This is a genomic window from Paraburkholderia sp. GAS38 (genome assembly GCF_050434965.1).
Lineage (GTDB): Bacteria > Pseudomonadota > Gammaproteobacteria > Burkholderiales > Burkholderiaceae > Paraburkholderia > Paraburkholderia phenazinium_A.
On record NZ_JBNDJO010000008.1, the window covers coordinates 228,331 to 245,357 of the forward strand.

Here is a 17,027-nt window from a genome sequence, read left to right on the forward strand (position 1 = left end):
CGCCGCCATCCGCCTGCCCTGCTCCGTGCGTCGCAATCGCGTCGCGCGGGATACGTTCCGGCACGCGCCCACCCCAATGCCCCCTATGAGCAAGACAGCGAACCCGCAGCGCCAGATCGACACCCTTCTTCGCGAAGCCGTGGCCCTGCAGCAAAACGGCGCATATGCCGAGGCGGAAGACGTCTACCGCGAGATTCTCAAGCTGCGTCCCAAACACTTCGACGCGATCCAGTTGCTCGGTGCATTGGCGCTTCAATCGGGTCGTCTCGAGGAAGGCATCGAACTGCTGAAAAAGGCGGTCACGATCAACGGCATGCAGGCGCCGATCCACTCCAATCTCGCCTTCGCCTACAACGCCTTGCGGCGCTTCAAGGAAGGGCTCGCCAGCGCGAATCGCGCACTCGCATTGCAGGCCGATTTCGTCGACGCCTTGAACAATCGCGGCAACGCGCTAGCCGGTCTGGATGCGCCCGCCGAGGCGCTGGCAAACTTCGAACGCGCCCTGAAACTGCGTCCGGAGTTCCCGCAGGCATGGAGCAACCGGGCCTGTGTGCTACGCGATCTCGGCCGTCCCGCGGACGCCCTCGCGAGCTGCGACCAGGCCATCGCGTTGCAACCGGACTACCCGGATGCCTGGAGCAATCGCGCCAACGCGCTGAGCGATCTGAACCGCCCACAGGATGCGCAACAGAGCTACCAGCGCGCACTCGAATTCGCGCCTGCGTTTGCGGACGCGTGGAATAACCTCGGTCTCACGCTCGTCGACCTGAATCAACATGAGCAGGCACTGCAGAGCTACGCACGCGCGCTGACGCTGAGCCCCGAATTCGCCGAAGCGCACTGGAACGAATCGCTCTGCCTGTTGCAATTGGGCCGGCTAGAGGAAGGTTGGTCAAAGTATGAGTGGCGCTGGAAACGCAACCGGATCCAGGCAAGTCAACGGATCTTCAAGCAAGCGTTGTGGCTGGGCGATTTCTCCATCGCCGGCAAGACTATCCTGCTGCACGCGGAACAGGGCCTGGGCGATACCTTGCAGTTCTGCCGCTATGCCGCGCTGGTGTCCGGGCTGGGCGCGAAGATCGTCCTCGAAGTCCCATCCGAGCTGATTCGCCTGCTGACGAATCTGGACGGCGTGACGCAGTTGATCGAGCAGGGCCAACCGCTGCCGCCCTTCGATTGCCACTGTCCGTTGCTCAGTCTGCCGCTCGCGCTCAAGACGACGCTTGCGAGCATTCCCGGAACCACGCCCTATCTGTTCGCCGATCCGCAAGCCTCGCAACGCTGGGCCGAGCGCATCGCACACGATGCGGGAAGCGACGGCCTCAAAGTGGGCCTGGTGTGGGCAGGTGGAAGTCGACCGCATGTCGCAGAGCTGAGAAAAAACGACGCACGACGTTCGATCACGCTCGACGCGCTGCGGCCGATCCTCGACGTCCCGCATGTCCGCTTCTACAGCTTGCAGAAAGGACCGGCGGCGCAGCAACTGACGCAGACGCCGGAGCTCGGCCAGCGGATCGTCGACTACACGGAAGAACTCACCGACTTCGCCGACACCGCAGCGCTGGTAGCAAACCTCGACCTGGTCATCTCGGTGGACACGGCGGTGGCCCACCTTGCCGGCGCACTGGGCAAACCCGTGTGGATACTGAATCGCTTCGACACCTGCTGGCGCTGGATGCTCGAGCGCCAGGACAGTCCGTGGTACCCGAGCGCGCAGTTGTTTCGCCAGCCGGTGCTGGGCGATTGGGACAGCGCGATCCAGTCGGCGCGCGCGGCATTGGCGGCGCGCGCGGAGAGCGCTTAGGAGGGCGTTAGACCGCGCCTCAATTACGCTTCGGAATATCGAGCCCGCGCACCACAGCCGGACGCGCGACGAACGCGTCGAGCACTCGCTTGACGTTCGGAAAATCCGCGATCCCCACCAGCTCGGCGGCCTCATAGAAGCCGATCAGGTTACGCACCCACGGGAAGGTCGCGATATCCGCGATCGTATAGGCGTCGCCCATGATCCACGCACGTCCGGTCAGTTGCTTCTCCAGCACGCCGAGCAGGCGCTTCGACTCGGCGACGTAACGGTCGCGCGGACGCTTGTCCTCATACTCCTTGCCGGCGAATTTGTGGAAGAAGCCCAGTTGGCCGAACATCGGGCCAATGCCGCCCATCTGGAACATCACCCATTGAATCGTTTCGTAGCGGCCGGCGGCGTCCTGAGGAATGAGCTGACCGGTCTTGTCGGCCAGATAGATCAGGATCGCACCGGACTCGAACAGCGGCAGCGGCTTGCCGTCGGGACCGTTCGGATCGAGGATGGCCGGAATCTTGTTGTTGGGGTTCAGCGAGAGGAACTCCGGCGTCATCTGATCGTTCGTGTCGAAGCGCACCAGATGCGGCTCGTAAGGCAGGCCGATCTCCTCGAGCATCACCGAGACCTTGACGCCGTTCGGCGTAGGCAGCGAGTAGAGTTGCAGTCGATCGGGATGCTGGGCCGGCCATTTAGCCGTAATGGGAAACGCGGAAAGATCGGTCATAAGGGCTCTTTGGACAGAGGGGTCGGGCGCGATGGCGACGCTGCCTCCTTGAGGCAACGGGTCCGGCGAACAAAGCGATCAATATAAACGCTCCTGCCAAACTTTTCCGGCGCGGGGTCAACCCGGTCGGGACGACGCCTGCGGCGCGCAAAAAAAGGCGCCGAAGCGCCTTTTCGTCAAACCGGGATGCCCGTTACGGCGCGTTCCGCTTGGCATTGTCCTTGGCTTGTTCCTTGCCGTCGCCGTAGGCCTTGCGGATCTCACCCGCGCCTTGCTGGAGGTCGCCCTTCAGTTCCTTGGCCTTGTTACCCGTGGCCTTGCCCACTGCCTCGTTAACCTTGCCCTTGACCTGTTCTGCGACACCCTTCACCTGGTCCTTATTCATGTTCGGCTCCTTGCGATTGCAGTGCCGGCGCGAATTTGCGCCAGTACTCTTCCACAGCAACGGGTGTGCCCGGCGCCGAACCGCCGCCCGCACGCAGCCGAAAAAATTTTCGGTCACACCCCTAAAGTCAATGCGGGCCGTGCCGTTAATGTGACATGGACCACACTCTGACCGCGCCGAACAACGCCCTGTTGGCGACGCTTATCGATCAGGACATCGCGCACATTCGCCGCGTGATGGAGCCCTCGCTGCTCGGCGATCTGGGTGGTTCGATCCTGCCGCCGGCCTACTGGCGCAAGCGTCTGCACGCGCTGCTCGATGCCGAGCACCTGACCCACGCGCAACTGTGCGCCGTCGACGGCCTGCTGCTGCAACTGGACCAGTTCGACCCGGCCGAGCGCCTGCCCGAGTGGAAAGCCTTGCCGCTCGGCGCCCACGAAAACCGCCCGGCGCCGCTCCAGCGCATTAGCTGAGCGCACGACGCGCGACTGCCCGTTTGTTCCCCGCCGATTCCCGTTCTTACCGGCGTGCCAGTCGGTAAAAAAAAAGCCGCGGACCTATGCCGCGGCTCGAACACACCGTAACGCGGAGATCAGCGTCACTGGGGTAAAGCCTAACAACCCTTTATTGCGCTCGCAATCTGTCTGACCGCGAATTAACCATCGTTAACCGTAAGCCAACAGATGCCTTGACATTCAAGGCCGTTAACGTTTGCAAAATGCCAAACTTGCATACGGAACGTTTTCTTGTCTGACCTGTTCGCAGAGTCGTGCCGTCGTCTTGCGCGAGGCGTCGATCGAGCCATTTTTGCTCGTCGAATCGGGGAATTTCGGGAAAAAGGGACAACTCCAGGTCATAATGTCCGCAAAAATCCCCAGCAAGGACTGCTAGTGACCCAGGCCCCACCGCTCGAGCTGCTAAAACAGGCGCGTACCCGCTTCACCCAACGAGAAATCGCCGCTCACGTCGGCAAGGACATCAAGACCGTGCGCCGCTGGGAAAAAGGCGAGACGCCATGTCCGGCGATGCTCGAGCCCGCGCTGCGCGATCTGCTGCACGCGGGCGCCGCGCTCAGGCACGGCGACGCGGACGGCGCCGCCAACTTCCGCTTCATCGACCTGTTCGCCGGGATCGGCGGCATCCGCATGGGCTTCGAGGCGCAGGGCGGCGCATGCGTCTTCACGAGCGAGTGGAACGACTTCTCGAAGAAAACCTACCTGGAAAACTACGGCGCGGAGCACTCGTTCATCGGCGACATCGTGTCGTTTCCCGCCCACGAGGTGCCGGCTCACGACGTGCTGCTCGGCGGCTTTCCCTGCCAGCCGTTTTCCATCGCCGGGGTCAGCAAGAAAAACGCCATGGGCCGGCCGCACGGCTTCGAGTGCGCCACCCAGGGGACGCTGTTTTTCGATGTCGCCCGTATCATCGCGGCCAAGCGCCCCGCCGCGTTTCTGCTGGAGAACGTGAAGAACCTGCTGTCGCACGACAAGGGCCGCACCTTCGAAGTCATCCTGCAGACGCTGCGCGACGAACTTGGCTACGAAGTGCACTACCGCATCGTCGACGGCCAGCATTTCACGCCGCAACACCGCGAGCGGATCATCATCGTCGGCTTTCGCGGCAAGACGGCGTTCTCCTGGGACGACCTGCAGCTACCCGCCGTCGGCCCGCGCCTCGGCTCGATCCTGCATCGCACCGACGGCAGCGAGCCGGTGCTGCCGTGGGACCACGACCGCTTCTTCGACCACGCGAAAAAACGCGTGCAGCCGAAGTACACGCTCACACCGAACCTGTGGACCTACCTGCAGAACTACGCGGAGAAGCATCGCGCGGCGGGCAACGGCTTCGGTTTCGGCATGGCCTACCCGGACAGCGTGACGCGCACCTTGTCGGCCCGTTATCACAAGGACGGCTCGGAGATTCTCGTCGCCCAGGGCAAACGGCTGCGCCCGCGCCGGCTGACGCCACGCGAATGTGCGCGGCTGATGGGCTTTCCCGACACGTTCCGGATTCCGGTCAGCGACACCCAGGCCTACCGCCAGTTCGGCAACAGCGTGGTGATGCCGGTCATGCAGGAAGTCGCGCGCATCATGCGGCCGCATGTCGAGGCGCTGCTTGCGCCGGCCCCATCGGCGCGGGTGCGCTTGAGCTGATGGTCGACATCGTCGACGCCGCCACGCGCAGCCGGATGATGTCCGGCATTCGCGGCCGCAACACCAAACCGGAGTTGCTGATCCGCAGCCTGCTGCACCGGCAGGGCTTCCGCTTTCGGCTCGATGCGCGCGACCTGCCGGGACGTCCCGATATCGTCCTGCCGCGCTATCGCGCCGTCGTGTTCGTGCACGGCTGCTTCTGGCACGGCCACGATTGCCCGCTCTTCAAATGGCCGCAAACGCGCCCCGAGTTCTGGCGCGACAAGATAGGCCGCAACCGCAGCAACGACGAGAAATCGCGCGCCGCCCTGCTCGCCGCCGGCTGGCGCGTCGCCGTGGTGTGGGAATGCGCGTTGCGCGGAGCCAACCGGGATCTCGACGGCGTGCTGCGACGGCTGATCGACTGGCTGCACAGCGACGTCACGGAATTCGAAGAGCGCAGTTGATTCCCGCGTCTCACGCGCGGTAAATCCACACGGGTACCCGGTGGGTTTGGCGCACTTGCGCCATAGCCCGTTTCGAGCAAGCGAACACGTGGCCGGTGATACACTCGATTTGCTCACCCGGGTCTGTCCGCAGCACCCTTTCCGGCAGCTCGGCCCATCTGAGAACCACCTTAAGGGAGGCATACGATGGCTGATTTCCGTCTCTGGTCCGACGAGTTCCCCACCAACGGCTTCATGCCGAAAGCGCACGAATACAACGACAAAGCGTTCGGCGTGGATGGCGAAAACATTTCTCCTTCACTGCAATGGGAAGCGCCGCCGGAGGGCACGCAAAGTTTCGCGCTCACCGTCCACGATCCCGATGCGCCCACCGGCAGCGGCTTCTGGCACTGGGTGGTGGTCAACATTCCCGCCGATGTCCGCTCGCTGCCGCGCAATGCGGGCGCGGCCGACGGCGAGCTGTTGCCGCAAGGCGCCCTGCAGGTGCGCAACGACTACGGCACGGTCGGCTTCGGCGGCGCTGCGCCGCCGCGCGGCGACAGGACGCATCGCTACATCTTCCGCCTGCACGCGCTGAAGGTCGCGCAATTGCCGATCAACGCGGACACCACCAATGCGATCGCGCGCTTCATGACCCATCTCAACGAACTCGATTCAACGACCCACACCGGTCTGTACGAACTGAAATAGTCGCGCGAAGCGGCGCCGGGCAGCGCGTCAGACGCGCCCCGGCGTCGTGGGCGCAACGCCACCAGGAGACAGGTGCGCGTGGCGAACCCTCTCACCCCGATTCGCGCCTCAAAGCCGTCAATACAATACCTGCACGATGCACGCACAAGCTTCCGGCAACGACACTTCCAACCACCCTGAGCACGCCCCCAGCGGCGCCCGCCCGACCGCACCCGAACCCGAACTGGGTCTGCCCCTGCCGCAACGCTATTGGGCAATCGTCGTGGTGGCGCTCGGCATCACGCTTGCCGTCCTCGACAGCGCCATCGCCAACGTCGCGCTTCCCACCATCGCCCGCGATCTGCATGCGAGCGCGGCCGCCTCGATCTGGGTCGTCAACGCGTATCAGCTCGCGGTGACCATCTCGCTGCTGCCGCTGGCCTCGCTCGGCGACCGCATCGGCTACCGGCGCGTCTATCTGGGCGGCCTGATGCTCTTCACTGTCGCCTCGCTCGGCTGCGCGCTCGCCACCTCGCTGCCGACGCTCGCCCTCGCCCGCGTCATCCAGGGCTTCGGCGCGGCGGGCATCATGAGCGTGAACACCGCGCTGGTGCGCATGATCTATCCACGGACCCAACTCGGCCGCGGCGTGGCGATCAACGCCATGGTGGTGGCGGTCTCGTCCGCGGTCGGGCCGACGGTCGCCTCGGGCGTGCTCGCCATCGCACCATGGCCGTGGCTGTTCGCGATCAATGTGCCGATCGGCATTGCGGCCGTCGTCAGCGGCTTTAAAGCGCTGCCGGTCAACGCCGGCCATAAGGCGCCCTACGACACCCTCAGCGCGATAATGAACGCGTTTGTGTTCGGCCTGCTGATCTTCGCCGTGGATGGCCTCGGACACGGCGAAGCGTGGGGATATATCGCCATGGAAGCGCTCGGCGCCGTGGTGATCGGCTACTTCTTCGTGCGGCGGCAACTGAGCCAGCCGGCCCCGCTGCTGCCCATCGATCTGCTGCGTATCCCGATCTTTGCGCTATCGATCGGCACCTCGGTCTGCTCGTTCGCCGCGCAGATGCTCGCGTTCGTTTCGTTGCCGTTCATGCTGCAGGACACGCTCGGTTTATCGCAGGTCCAGACCGGCCTGCTGATGACGCCGTGGCCGCTCGTCATCGTGGTTGCCGCGCCGCTCTCGGGGGTGCTGTCGGACCGTTTGTCGGCGGGTTGGTTGGGCGGTATCGGACTCGCTTCGCTGACCGCGGGCCTGCTGCTGCTCGCCACGCTCGGCGCGCACCCGGAGCCGCTGCAGATTGCGTGGCGCATGGCGCTGTGCGGCGCGGGTTTCGGCATTTTCCAGTCGCCCAACAATCGCACCATGCTCGCCGCGGCGCCGCGCGAGCGCAGCGGCGGTGCAAGCGGCATGCTCGGCACCGCGCGTCTGACTGGGCAAACGCTCGGTGCTGCGCTGGTGGCGCTGATCTTCGGCGTCGCGCCGCAGCATGGACCGACCATCGCGCTCTATGTGGCCGCGTGTTTTGCGGCGGTCGCGTCCGTGATCAGCACATTGCGCGTGAAGCACGCGTAAAAACGGCGGCCGTATGGGCCGCCGTACAAGTGGTTTTGTGCATCTCTCCAGCTACCCCTGAACTGCATCGGATCAGGCAGCCTGGCTTGCCGTTTTGCGAATTCGACGTGACAGCGTGCGCGAGGCTGCGTCGGCATACGTCCCGCCAGCGCCTCGCCGCGCAATCACCTAGCGCTTTACGTCGCCGTCACGTCTGCGAGCTTTACCGCTTTGGCCGTCACCGACGACGCCGTCGCGACATTGCGCAGGTCGGCGAGGAACGTATCGCGCCACACCGACAGATTGTTTTCGCGCAACGGCGCCATCATGTCCGCGTGACGGGCCTGACGTTCGGCGAGCGGCATCGACAGCGCGCGTTCCAGTGCTTCGGCCATCTGCGACAGGTCGAACGGATTCACCACCAGCGCGCCCGGCAACTGCTCGGCAGCGCCGGCGAACTGCGACAACACCAGCACGCCCGGATCGGCCGGATCCTGCGATGCCACGTACTCCTTCGCAACCAGGTTCATGCCGTCGCGCAGCGGCGTCACATAACCCACATGCGATTGCCGGAACAGCGCCATCAGCAGATTGCGCTCGTACTTGCGGTTCAGGTATTGGATCGGCGTCCAGTCGAGCTGGGCGAAGCGGCCGTTGATGCGCCCGGCTTCACCCTCCAGCGTCTGACGAATACGTTGATAGGTTTGCACATCCGAGCGCGTCGGCGGTGCGATCTGCACCAGCGAGACGCGGCCGTGCCAACCTGGCGCGCTCAGCAGCAGACGCTCGAATGCCTGAAAACGCTCGACCAGTCCCTTCGAATAATCGAGGCGGTCGACGCTCATGATCAGCTTGCGCCCACGCATGCCGTCGCGCAGGCTACGCACCGGCTTACGGTCGGTGAACTGTTCGGCGGCCTTGGCAATCGCGTCGGGATAAATCCCGATCGGATAGGCCGCGACCTTGAGGAAGCGGTTATAGGCATGCACCATGCCGTCTTCGCTCGACGTGCCGTGCTGCCCGCGCTCGATATAGTCGACAAACGACTGGCGGTCCGCCTCGGTCTGAAAACCCACCACGTCGTAGCTGCACATGGCCTTCACGAGTTCTTCGTGCGGCGGCACGCTACGCAGCACTTCCGGCACCGGAAACGGAATATGCAGGAAGAAGCCAATCGGATTTTTCACGCCCAGTTCGCGCAGGCACTTGGCGAACGGCAGCAGGTGATAGTCGTGCACCCAGATGATGTCATCGGGCTTGACCATCTCCTTCAGCTGCTTCGCGAGCGTCTGGTTCACGCGCAAATATCCGGCGTACTCCTGACGATCGAAGCGCGACAGGTCGTTGCGATAGTGGAAAGTCGGCCACAGTGTCGCGTTCGAAAAGCCACGGTAATACTGGTCGTAATCGCGCTTGGTGAGACCCACCGTCGCGTAAGTGACGTTGCCCTGCTTTTCGATCACCGGCGGCGACGGCTCCGCCACCGTCTCGCCGCTCCAGCCGAACCATACGCCACCGGTTTCCTTGAGGGCGTCCAGTACACCGATTGCAAGACCGCCTGCTGCGGGGCGGCCTTCCTGCGTCGGCGCGACACGATTCGATACCACGATCAATCTGCTCATTGGTGCTCCACCTCATTCAGTTTGTTCGTTGCATGCGGGGATGTGCCATTACGCTGCATGCAAGTCGCGTGCCGCATCTCAAAATTGGAGGAATAAAAATGTATGCAAATGTGACGGGCAAGCGCAAACCCGCCTGCGGCAGGCCGCTTGCAAAAAAATATTTCCGCTTTCCGCTTGTGGCCTACGGCTGCCGAAAGCCGTCAGGCGTCCTGCTCGGAGCCGAGGTCGCGCTGGTATTCGAGACCTTCCGGACGCACACCGCCCTGGTTGTGCTCGCCGTCCGGCGGCGCATTGGGCGCGATGCGGTTTTGCCCTGCCGGATCCGGCCCTACGGGCGGGTCTCCCGATGGCGGGCCGCCTGCTCCGCTGCCGGGGCGCGAATCGCGCTTCGCGTGGCGCGCGGAGCGCCGCAATGCCGGATGTCTCATGATCGATGCCTCCTGGGGAAGCCGCCGCCTTGCTGGACGACCTGAATGTAGTCTAGGGCCCGCCGCGGCAAATTGCCGGTAAAAGCGTCGTCCGCTTTGTAACAAGTACATCAAAACGAACGCTTGCAGCGTGGAAGGCGGTCATGGGCTGGCCGCCTGTCTGGAAAGTGGCGTCAGAACGTCATGTGCTGAACTGCAGCGCGCGAAATATGCGGCGTCTCATTGGGTTGCTGCGGAGGATCGCCGATCGGCGGCGCACTGGGTTCGACCGGTTCGCGGGTCGGGTCCGGCACGGTGTCGGGTTCGTTGGGATTGGGCGGGTCGGTCGGCTCGGGACGATGCGCCTCGAGCGAGGGAGCGGGAGCGTGTAGCGGCATAGTCGTTCCTTGTGTGCGTTCAACCCGAACACAGCAAAGCCTATGCCGCGGCGCACGCGCCCCGCGGCGGCAGATCAGGCGTCGGCGTCGCCCAAGGCCCGCGATTCGTCCGGCACGTCGCCGTCCTCGCCGCGGCTGGCATCGTTGCCGTACTCGACGAGCCGGTTGTAGAGCGTCTTCAGACTGATGCCGAGAATTTCCGCCGCACGCGTTTTCACGCCGCCGCACTGCTCGAGCGTCGCGAGAATCAACTGGCGGTCCGCCTCGGCGAGCGAAGTGCCGAATGGAATCGTGATGGCCGTGCCGGCCGCAGGTTTCGACAGCGTGATCTGCAACGGCACCGTCGCCGTGCTGTCCGAATCCGAGCCGGACATGATGTGCGCGCGCTGCACGTAGTTCTTCAGTTCACGCACATTGCCGGGCCACGGGTACGACAACAGCATCTCCTTGACCGCTGCCGGGAAATGCTTGCGCGTGCTGTGCCGCTCGTTGAGGTCGTCGAGGAACGATTGGGCCAGCAGGTCCACGTCCTTGCCGCGCTCGCGCAGCGGCGGCAAGCTGATCGGAAACACGTTCAGGCGGTGATACAGGTCGAGGCGCAGCTTGCCTTCGAGCACGGCCTGCTCGGGATCGCGATTGGTGGCCGCAATCAGGCGCACATCGGTTTCGATTTCCTTGGTCGTGCCGACCCGCATGAACATGCCGGTTTCCAGCACGCGCAGCAGCTTGACCTGCAACTCGATCGGCATCTCGGTGATTTCGTCGAGGAACAGCGTGCCGCCGTTGGCCCGTTCGAAATAGCCCTTGTGCTGACGGTCGGCGCCCGTGAACGAGCCGCGCTCGTGGCCGAACATTTCCGATTCGATCAGGTTCGGCGAAATCGCGCCGCAGTTCACCGCGAGAAACGCGTGCTTGCGGCGCAGGCTCAACTGGTGCACGGTCTGCGCGGCCACTTCCTTGCCGGTGCCGGACTCGCCCACCAGCATCACCGAGGCCGCCGTCGGCGCCACCCGGCTGATCTGGTCGTAGACCTCCTGCATCACCGGCGAATTGCCGAGCATGAGGCCGAAGCGCCCCATGCGGCGCAGCTCGCCGCGCAAGGTGCCGATTTCGGCCTTGAGGTCGCCGGGACGCGGCAGGCGCGACAGGATCGCCTTGACGCGCTGCATGTTGATCGGCTTCACAAGGTAGTCCGTCGCGCCCATTTTCAGCGCGTTGACCGCCGATTCCACCGTCGCGTGGCCGGTAATCACGATCACTTCGACACCCGAGCGTGGGTCGAGGTCTTCGAACAGGTCGACCCCGCTGCCGTCCGGCAGCTTCAGGTCTGTAAATACGACATCCGGCATTTGCCGGACCAACTGGATGCGCGCTTCGCGCAGATCGCCCGCAGTGGCCGTAGTGAGGCCGTCTTCCCCGATGATGGTTGCAAGCGCCTCGCGGGTACTGGCGTCGTCATCAACAATCAATACGTGTGGCATCGCGTCTCGAAAGCCCGAAAGTTGTGGTTGTGGATGGCATGCGGCCCATCGTGCTGCGCCAAACCTGACTTAGCACGAACTCGCAACAATGCCTGCATGATGCAGGGTTAAACGGGGCTATTGTTGTATGAATGCCCATTATACGGCTTTATCGAGACAAACTGCAGGTCCGTCCGCCTTTTGCGCCCCAATTGCGCGGCCCGTTACGGGCCCGCTCGCCGTGCGTTCCCGGGCAAGAGGAATGGTCGCCCCGCCACGTCTCAACTATGGGGAAAAGGCCACGCTTCGCCGAGACCGTTCGGATGGCTCGCACCATTGGTCGCGCCCGGAGGCGTCGCGCCGGCGGCGCTGCCCGGCACGACGGCCGGGACGTTCGGCGCGGCCTGCGCAATCGGCGCGACGGCACCGCCTTCGCCTTCCCAGCGGCTCAGGTCGCGGTTCAAATTGGCTTGCGAGGCCCGGTGCTTTTGCGCCCAGCGCCACGCCAGCAAACCGCCGACGGCGACCAGTGCGCCGAAAATGCCAATCTTGGGCCGTGCCATGGTGCATCCTCCATATCGTGAGTCTCGTCAGTCGGTGCTAGCCGTTGCCTCAGCATGCCGGGGCAGCGTGCTATCGAACAAAGGTCAGGCAGCCCACTCGCGGGCTTAAGGCGTAAGTCGTAACACCTGACGCTAACGGGCCGCCAGCACGCCGAGCAGAAACCCGGCGCTCGCCGCGATGCCGATGGCTCGCCACGGGTTGTGGCGTACGTAGCGCTCGGTATTCACCGCCGCGACACGGTAGCGCCGCTGCGCCGCGTTCTGCGCATCGCCGAGCGCCGTCTGCAGCGTATCGACATGCGTGCTCAGGCGCTCGCGCAGCGCACCGACGCCTTCACCCGGAACATTCGCTGCGAGCCGCAGCATTTCCTCCGAGTCCGTCAGTAGTACGCGCAAGTCCTCAACGATTTTTTGCCGCCCCAGTTCCAGTTGCTGCGTAGTTTGAGTCATGCGTCGCTCCTGTCTGTCCGTCTGCGACCCGGTGGCGTGACCGATTGCACGGCATCGGCACGCGCGCCGCAGTTCGAAAAAGTTATAGCGTTGCAAACGGCGTACCCGATAATCAGTCATCGAGGCTAGCGTGACGGGTTGCGAATCTACGCATCCGCCAAAGGTGCCGATTCGGGCCGCCATTGACGGTCAATATTGCCGACGGGCACCGCCATTCGACACGTCATATCAGCGCCTCGGCGCTCATACAACGGCAGCGATACGTCATGGGGGTTGGACAGCGTCGGCGCGCAATCGTTAGCGCGAGGCGTCGATCATGACGGCTCGTGAATGCGCGGATTGTCGTGGTGCGCAACGAATGGTTAAATCAATTTTTATGAGATAGTGACCCATCGCCCTTGCGCGGCTCACACTCTGCACAGGCCTGCGCGGCACTATCGAACACATTTGCACAGGACAACCTGGTTATGGCGTCAATCGATCTGGACTCGCCCACTGTGACCTCTGGCGGCGACGCAGCGGCACCGGGCAAGTCGCGCGTGACGGACGGCATCGCGGGACTGAAATCGTACGGTCTGCTGTATGGCTCGTCGCCCGTGATGCTGGATTTATACGATCAAATCGAACGCGTGGCGTCCACCGACGCCACCGCCCTCGTCATCGGCGAATCCGGCACCGGCAAGGAACTGATCGCCCGCACGATTCACGACCACAGCGGCCGCAAGGACGCGCCCTTCATCGCCGTCAACTGCGGCGCGATTCCCGATGAACTGATCGAAGCCGAACTGTTCGGCCATGAAAAAGGCAGCTTTACGGGCGCGGTGCAGGGCCGCATCGGGTACTTCGAACATGCCAACGGCGGCACCCTGTTCCTCGACGAAATCACCGAGATGGCGCCGGTGCGCCAGGTGAAGCTGCTGCGCGCGCTGGAGACCGGCACGTTCTACCGGGTCGGCGGCAACGAACTGATCCACAGCGACGTGCGCGTGATCGCGGCCACCAACCGCGACCCCGCGGTCGCCGTGAAGGAAAACGGCCTGCGCGAAGACCTGATGTACCGGCTCGCGGTGTTTCCGTTGCGCGCCCCGCCGCTGCGGGAACGCGAAGGCGATCGCGAACTGCTCGCGCAGCATTTCCTCGCCGCGCTAAACACGCAGGAAAGCACCAGCAAGAGCTTCAGCAAACGGTCCATCGAAACGCTGCGCACGTGGTCATGGCCGGGCAATGTGCGCGAGCTGAAAAACGCCATCTACCGCGCCTTCATCCTCGCCGAGAAAACGGTGGAATTGCCGCATCCGCATCTGGCCTCGCGCGTGAAGAAGGCGGTCACCCAGGGCGACGCGATGAGCGTCTGGATCGGCACGCCGCTGGCCGATGCGCAAAAGCAGATCATCCTCGGCACGCTGAAGTACTGCGGCGGCGACAAGCGCCGTGCCGCCAAGGCCCTTGGCGTGAGCCTGAAGACGCTCTACAACCGGCTCAGCACCTACGGCACCGACGACGCGCCGGAGGACGGCGAGCCCTGAGGCCCGCTTGGCTTCGTCCCCGCCCAAGCGGCGCCCGATCGACACGGCAAGGCGCGCTGAGCCAAGCCAGAAAAGGCTGCGCGTCGCATCATCTTTTGCAATTGCTTGCATTTTCCCTATCCCAATTGCAAAACGCATCCTGCAAAATGCTGCAGCGTCGCAGGCGACGCGTCGTCAGCCCAGCGTGCCGCGACCGGCCGGCACGAACGGCAGAGGCAGGAGCACAGACAGGGAAATGCAAAAACCAAACAACAGTCATGCGCACGAGGCCCGACGGGTCCCGCGCGCGCGCATCGCATCGTTCGTCGCACTGGCCGCAGTACTCTCCGCCAATCTGAGCGGCTGCAGTTCGCTTTACTCGGAAACCGCCACCGCGGGCGCAGGTATCGCGGGCGCCGCGGTCGCCGGCAAAGTCACCCGCAACGCCGCGGTTGCGACCGGTATCGGCCTTGGCGTAGTCGCCGCGGCCAGCGCCGGGGTGCAGTACACGGAACGCGTGGTCCACCGCAATACGCAAGACGGCATCGCCAAGGTGGCGGGCCCGCTCGACGTCGGCGCGGTCGCGCCGTGGAGCGTGACCCACACGGTGCCGATCGAAGACGACACGCACGGCCGCGTCACCGTGAGCCGCACCATCAGCGCAGGCGCACTCGACTGCAAGGAAATCGTCTTCTCGGTCGACGAAAACGCCACCAAAGACAAGCCGGCCAGCAGCGCCTTCTATGTCGCCTCGATCTGCCGCGACGGCACGGCATGGAAATGGGCATCCGCAGAGCCCGCCACCCAACGCTGGGGCGCGCTGCAATGAAGCCGCGCCTGACAGTGACGGCGCATGACGCGCGGCCCGTGCCGCCGCTACGCAGCGGCCTGCCGGTCAGCCTGCGGCTCGTGCTGGCGGGCGCGCTGTGCGTCGGCGCCAGCGTCCTGACAAGCGGCTGCTCGTCGGTGGGCGCCGCGAGCGGCGCGGCGGCCGGCGTCGCTTCGGGTCTGGTGACGGCGAACCCTGCGGTCGGCATCGGTGTCGGCATCGCCGTGCAGGCGGCCACGGACGAAGCCGTGAACCGCTACATGCGCACCATGCACGGCGATCAGCAGAACGAGATCGCCGCGCTGGCAGGCGGCATGCCGGTGGGCGACAGCAAGCCGTGGAGCGTCAAGCACAAGCTGCCGATCGAGAACGGCCATGGCGAAGTGCGGGTGACGCGCGCGTTCACATCGGCGCTCGCCATCTGCAAGGAATTCGTGTTCTCGGTGGCCGACGGCGACAAGCCCGGCGCGCACGAAGACTGGTACACCGCCAGCGCCTGCCTGCAGGACAGCGGCTGGAAATGGGCGTCGGCCGAACCGGCGGTGGAACGGTGGGGCAACCTGCAATAACGCAAACGGGGCGGCCGATCGAATCGCGCCGCCCCGCTTTAAACACCGCCTCGAATACCGCTTCAACTGCTGCTTCAATCCCTCTGCGGCAATCCTCTACGGCACTCCCTCGTTTAGACCCTCGGAATCAGGACTCGACGTCCTCGAGACTGAAGATTTCCGTCTGGTCGTTATACGAGAAGATCTCGCCGTAACGGCCCCAGTTGATCACCGCGTCGAGCGTCTCTTCCGCGGCGCTGTCCGACAGAAAATCTTCCAGTTCCTGTTCGAAACGCACGCGCGGCGCACGGTGACCCGGACGCTCGTTGAGCACCTTCTTGATCTGCGAAGCAAGCGGCACATGGCGCAGCAGATGCTCGGCGAACATCATCTTGCGCTCCTGAGTGCCGAACTCGGCAAACACGCGTGCCGGCGGCGTCAGGAAAATGTCGCCTTCGCGGACGTCGGCAAAGCCCAGATGCTGGAGCACTTCGGCGACCGGGAACAGATCGTCCACCTCGAGATGCAACGAACGGGCGATTTCCGGCATGTCCGCACGGCCGTGGTACGGCGCCGCCGCCAGCATTTCGATCAGACCGGCCATCAGGTTGGTCGACACGTGCGGCAGCCAGCTGCCCAGCTCCAGGCCCTTCTTGGTGGACTCGTCGGTCTGACGCGCGGTCATCTTGGCGTAGATTTCGTCCACCAGTTTGCGGAACGCCGGATCGAGACGGTTGCGCGGGTGATTGAACGGCACCTTGATCTCGGCGATCACGCGGCCCGGGTTCGACGACAGCACCAGAATCCGGTCGCACATGAACACCGCTTCTTCGATGTTATGCGTGACGATCAGCACCGACTTGATCGGCATGCGGCCCTGCGTCCACAGATCGAGCAGGTCGGTACGCAGCGTTTCGGCGGTCAGCACGTCGAGCGCGGAGAACGGCTCGTCCATCAGCAGCAGCGTCGGGTCGACCACCAGCGCACGGGCGAAGCCCACACGCTGACGCATGCCGCCCGAGAGCTCGCGCGGATAGGCGTTTTCAAAACCGTCCAGACCGATCAGGTCGATGGCCGCGAGCGCGCGCTCGCGGCGCTCGCCGGCACCCACGCCCTGCGCTTCGAGGCCCGCTTCCACGTTCTGCAGAACAGTCAGCCACGGGAACAATGCGAAGGTCTGGAACACCATCGCCACGCCCTTGGCGGGACCGTCGAGCGGCTTGCCGAGGTAGTCCACCTTGCCGTCGGTCGGCCGGATCAGGCCGGCGATGATCCGCAGCAGGGTCGACTTGCCCGAACCCGAACGGCCCAGCATGCCGACGATCTCCCCTTCGCGTAGCGAGAGGTTCACGTCGTCGAGCACCAGCAGTTCGCCCTGGTTCTTGTTGAAGCCTCGGGACACGTCCTTGACGGACAGAATCTCCTCACCCAGGCGCGGAGGCATAGGCGGCGTCTGGACCGGTGCGGCGGTTACAGCAGCTTTAGGATTTTGCATCGCGGTTT

At 64.3% G+C, this 17,027-nt stretch carries 18 protein-coding genes; 9 read left to right on the plus strand and 9 right to left on the minus strand.

Annotated features, from left to right (window positions below):
- Positions 1 to 85: 85 nt before the first annotated feature.
- Positions 86 to 1,804 carry a tetratricopeptide repeat protein gene (locus tag P3T42_RS20540; protein WP_429307083.1) on the plus strand — a complete coding sequence of 573 codons (1,719 nt, stop codon included), beginning with the start codon at positions 86 to 88 and terminating at the stop codon, positions 1,802 to 1,804.
- A 19-nt stretch (positions 1,805 to 1,823) separates the two neighbouring features.
- On the opposite strand, the gene P3T42_RS20545 is transcribed toward P3T42_RS20540, so the two are convergent.
- Both P3T42_RS20545 and P3T42_RS20550 read right to left on the minus strand, forming a co-directional pair.
- Positions 1,824 to 2,528, minus strand: a complete 705-nt coding sequence (locus tag P3T42_RS20545; protein WP_074302025.1) for a glutathione binding-like protein — start codon at positions 2,526 to 2,528, stop codon at positions 1,824 to 1,826.
- 193 nt (positions 2,529 to 2,721) lie between these two features.
- Positions 2,722 to 2,913 (minus strand): CsbD family protein, encoded by a 192-nt coding sequence (locus P3T42_RS20550; protein ID WP_074302026.1) that lies wholly within the window; start codon positions 2,911 to 2,913, stop codon positions 2,722 to 2,724.
- A gap of 155 nt (positions 2,914 to 3,068) precedes the next feature.
- Here P3T42_RS20550 and P3T42_RS20555 point away from each other — a divergent pair, with 155 nt between their 5' ends.
- The 5 genes from P3T42_RS20555 to P3T42_RS20575 all read left to right on the plus strand — a co-directional run bounded on the left by P3T42_RS20555 (position 3,069) and on the right by P3T42_RS20575 (position 7,763).
- Positions 3,069 to 3,386: a hypothetical protein gene (locus tag P3T42_RS20555; protein WP_083640798.1), complete on the plus strand. Its 318-nt coding sequence runs from the start codon at positions 3,069 to 3,071 to the stop codon at positions 3,384 to 3,386.
- A gap of 417 nt (positions 3,387 to 3,803) precedes the next feature.
- Complete coding sequence (gene dcm / locus P3T42_RS20560) at positions 3,804 to 5,066, plus strand: DNA (cytosine-5-)-methyltransferase (protein ID WP_074302027.1); 1,263 nt, start codon at positions 3,804 to 3,806, stop codon at positions 5,064 to 5,066.
- Positions 5,066 to 5,512, plus strand: coding sequence for a very short patch repair endonuclease (locus P3T42_RS20565; RefSeq protein ID WP_074302028.1), 447 nt, complete (start codon positions 5,066 to 5,068; stop codon positions 5,510 to 5,512). The genes dcm and P3T42_RS20565 overlap by 1 nt, the downstream gene beginning before the upstream one ends.
- Positions 5,513 to 5,698: 186 nt before the next feature.
- Positions 5,699 to 6,202 (plus strand): YbhB/YbcL family Raf kinase inhibitor-like protein, encoded by a 504-nt coding sequence (locus P3T42_RS20570; protein WP_429307084.1) that lies wholly within the window; start codon positions 5,699 to 5,701, stop codon positions 6,200 to 6,202.
- 136 nt (positions 6,203 to 6,338) lie between these two features.
- Positions 6,339 to 7,763: an MFS transporter gene (locus P3T42_RS20575; RefSeq protein WP_429307085.1), complete on the plus strand. Its 1,425-nt coding sequence runs from the start codon at positions 6,339 to 6,341 to the stop codon at positions 7,761 to 7,763.
- Between the two features lie 176 nt (positions 7,764 to 7,939).
- Here P3T42_RS20575 and otsA read toward each other — a convergent pair whose 3' ends face one another.
- The 6 genes from otsA to P3T42_RS20605 form a co-directional block, all read right to left on the minus strand.
- On the minus strand, positions 7,940 to 9,364 hold the full coding sequence (gene otsA / locus P3T42_RS20580) for an alpha,alpha-trehalose-phosphate synthase (UDP-forming) (protein ID WP_074302031.1): 1,425 nt from the start codon (positions 9,362 to 9,364) through the stop codon (positions 7,940 to 7,942).
- Positions 9,365 to 9,564: 200 nt separating this feature from the next.
- Complete coding sequence (locus tag P3T42_RS20585) at positions 9,565 to 9,792, minus strand: hypothetical protein (protein ID WP_074302032.1); 228 nt, start codon at positions 9,790 to 9,792, stop codon at positions 9,565 to 9,567.
- Positions 9,793 to 9,965: 173 nt separating this feature from the next.
- Positions 9,966 to 10,169 (minus strand): hypothetical protein, encoded by a 204-nt coding sequence (locus P3T42_RS20590; protein ID WP_074302033.1) that lies wholly within the window; start codon positions 10,167 to 10,169, stop codon positions 9,966 to 9,968.
- Positions 10,170 to 10,243: 74 nt separating this feature from the next.
- Complete coding sequence (locus P3T42_RS20595; protein ID WP_074302034.1) at positions 10,244 to 11,650, minus strand: sigma-54-dependent transcriptional regulator; 1,407 nt, start codon at positions 11,648 to 11,650, stop codon at positions 10,244 to 10,246.
- A 260-nt stretch (positions 11,651 to 11,910) separates the two neighbouring features.
- Positions 11,911 to 12,192, minus strand: coding sequence for a hypothetical protein (locus P3T42_RS20600; RefSeq protein ID WP_074302035.1), 282 nt, complete (start codon positions 12,190 to 12,192; stop codon positions 11,911 to 11,913).
- 132 nt (positions 12,193 to 12,324) lie between these two features.
- Entirely contained in the window at positions 12,325 to 12,642 is a 318-nt protein-coding gene (locus tag P3T42_RS20605; RefSeq protein ID WP_074302036.1) for a DUF883 family protein, read from the minus strand.
- 467 nt (positions 12,643 to 13,109) lie between these two features.
- On the opposite strand from P3T42_RS20605, the gene P3T42_RS20610 reads away from it, so the two are divergent.
- The 3 genes from P3T42_RS20610 (at position 13,110) to P3T42_RS20620 (ending at position 15,545) form a co-directional block, all read left to right on the plus strand.
- Positions 13,110 to 14,168, plus strand: coding sequence for a sigma-54 interaction domain-containing protein (locus P3T42_RS20610; protein ID WP_429307086.1), 1,059 nt, complete (start codon positions 13,110 to 13,112; stop codon positions 14,166 to 14,168).
- Between the two features lie 235 nt (positions 14,169 to 14,403).
- Positions 14,404 to 14,976, plus strand: a complete 573-nt coding sequence (locus tag P3T42_RS20615) for a hypothetical protein (protein ID WP_074302038.1) — start codon at positions 14,404 to 14,406, stop codon at positions 14,974 to 14,976.
- Positions 14,973 to 15,545, plus strand: a complete 573-nt coding sequence (locus P3T42_RS20620) for a hypothetical protein (protein WP_429307087.1) — start codon at positions 14,973 to 14,975, stop codon at positions 15,543 to 15,545. Before P3T42_RS20615 ends, P3T42_RS20620 begins: the two co-directional genes overlap by 4 nt.
- A gap of 127 nt (positions 15,546 to 15,672) precedes the next feature.
- Here P3T42_RS20620 and P3T42_RS20625 read toward each other — a convergent pair whose 3' ends face one another.
- Positions 15,673 to 17,019, minus strand: a complete 1,347-nt coding sequence (locus tag P3T42_RS20625; RefSeq protein ID WP_074302040.1) for an AAA-associated domain-containing protein — start codon at positions 17,017 to 17,019, stop codon at positions 15,673 to 15,675.
- Positions 17,020 to 17,027: the final 8 nt, after the last annotated feature.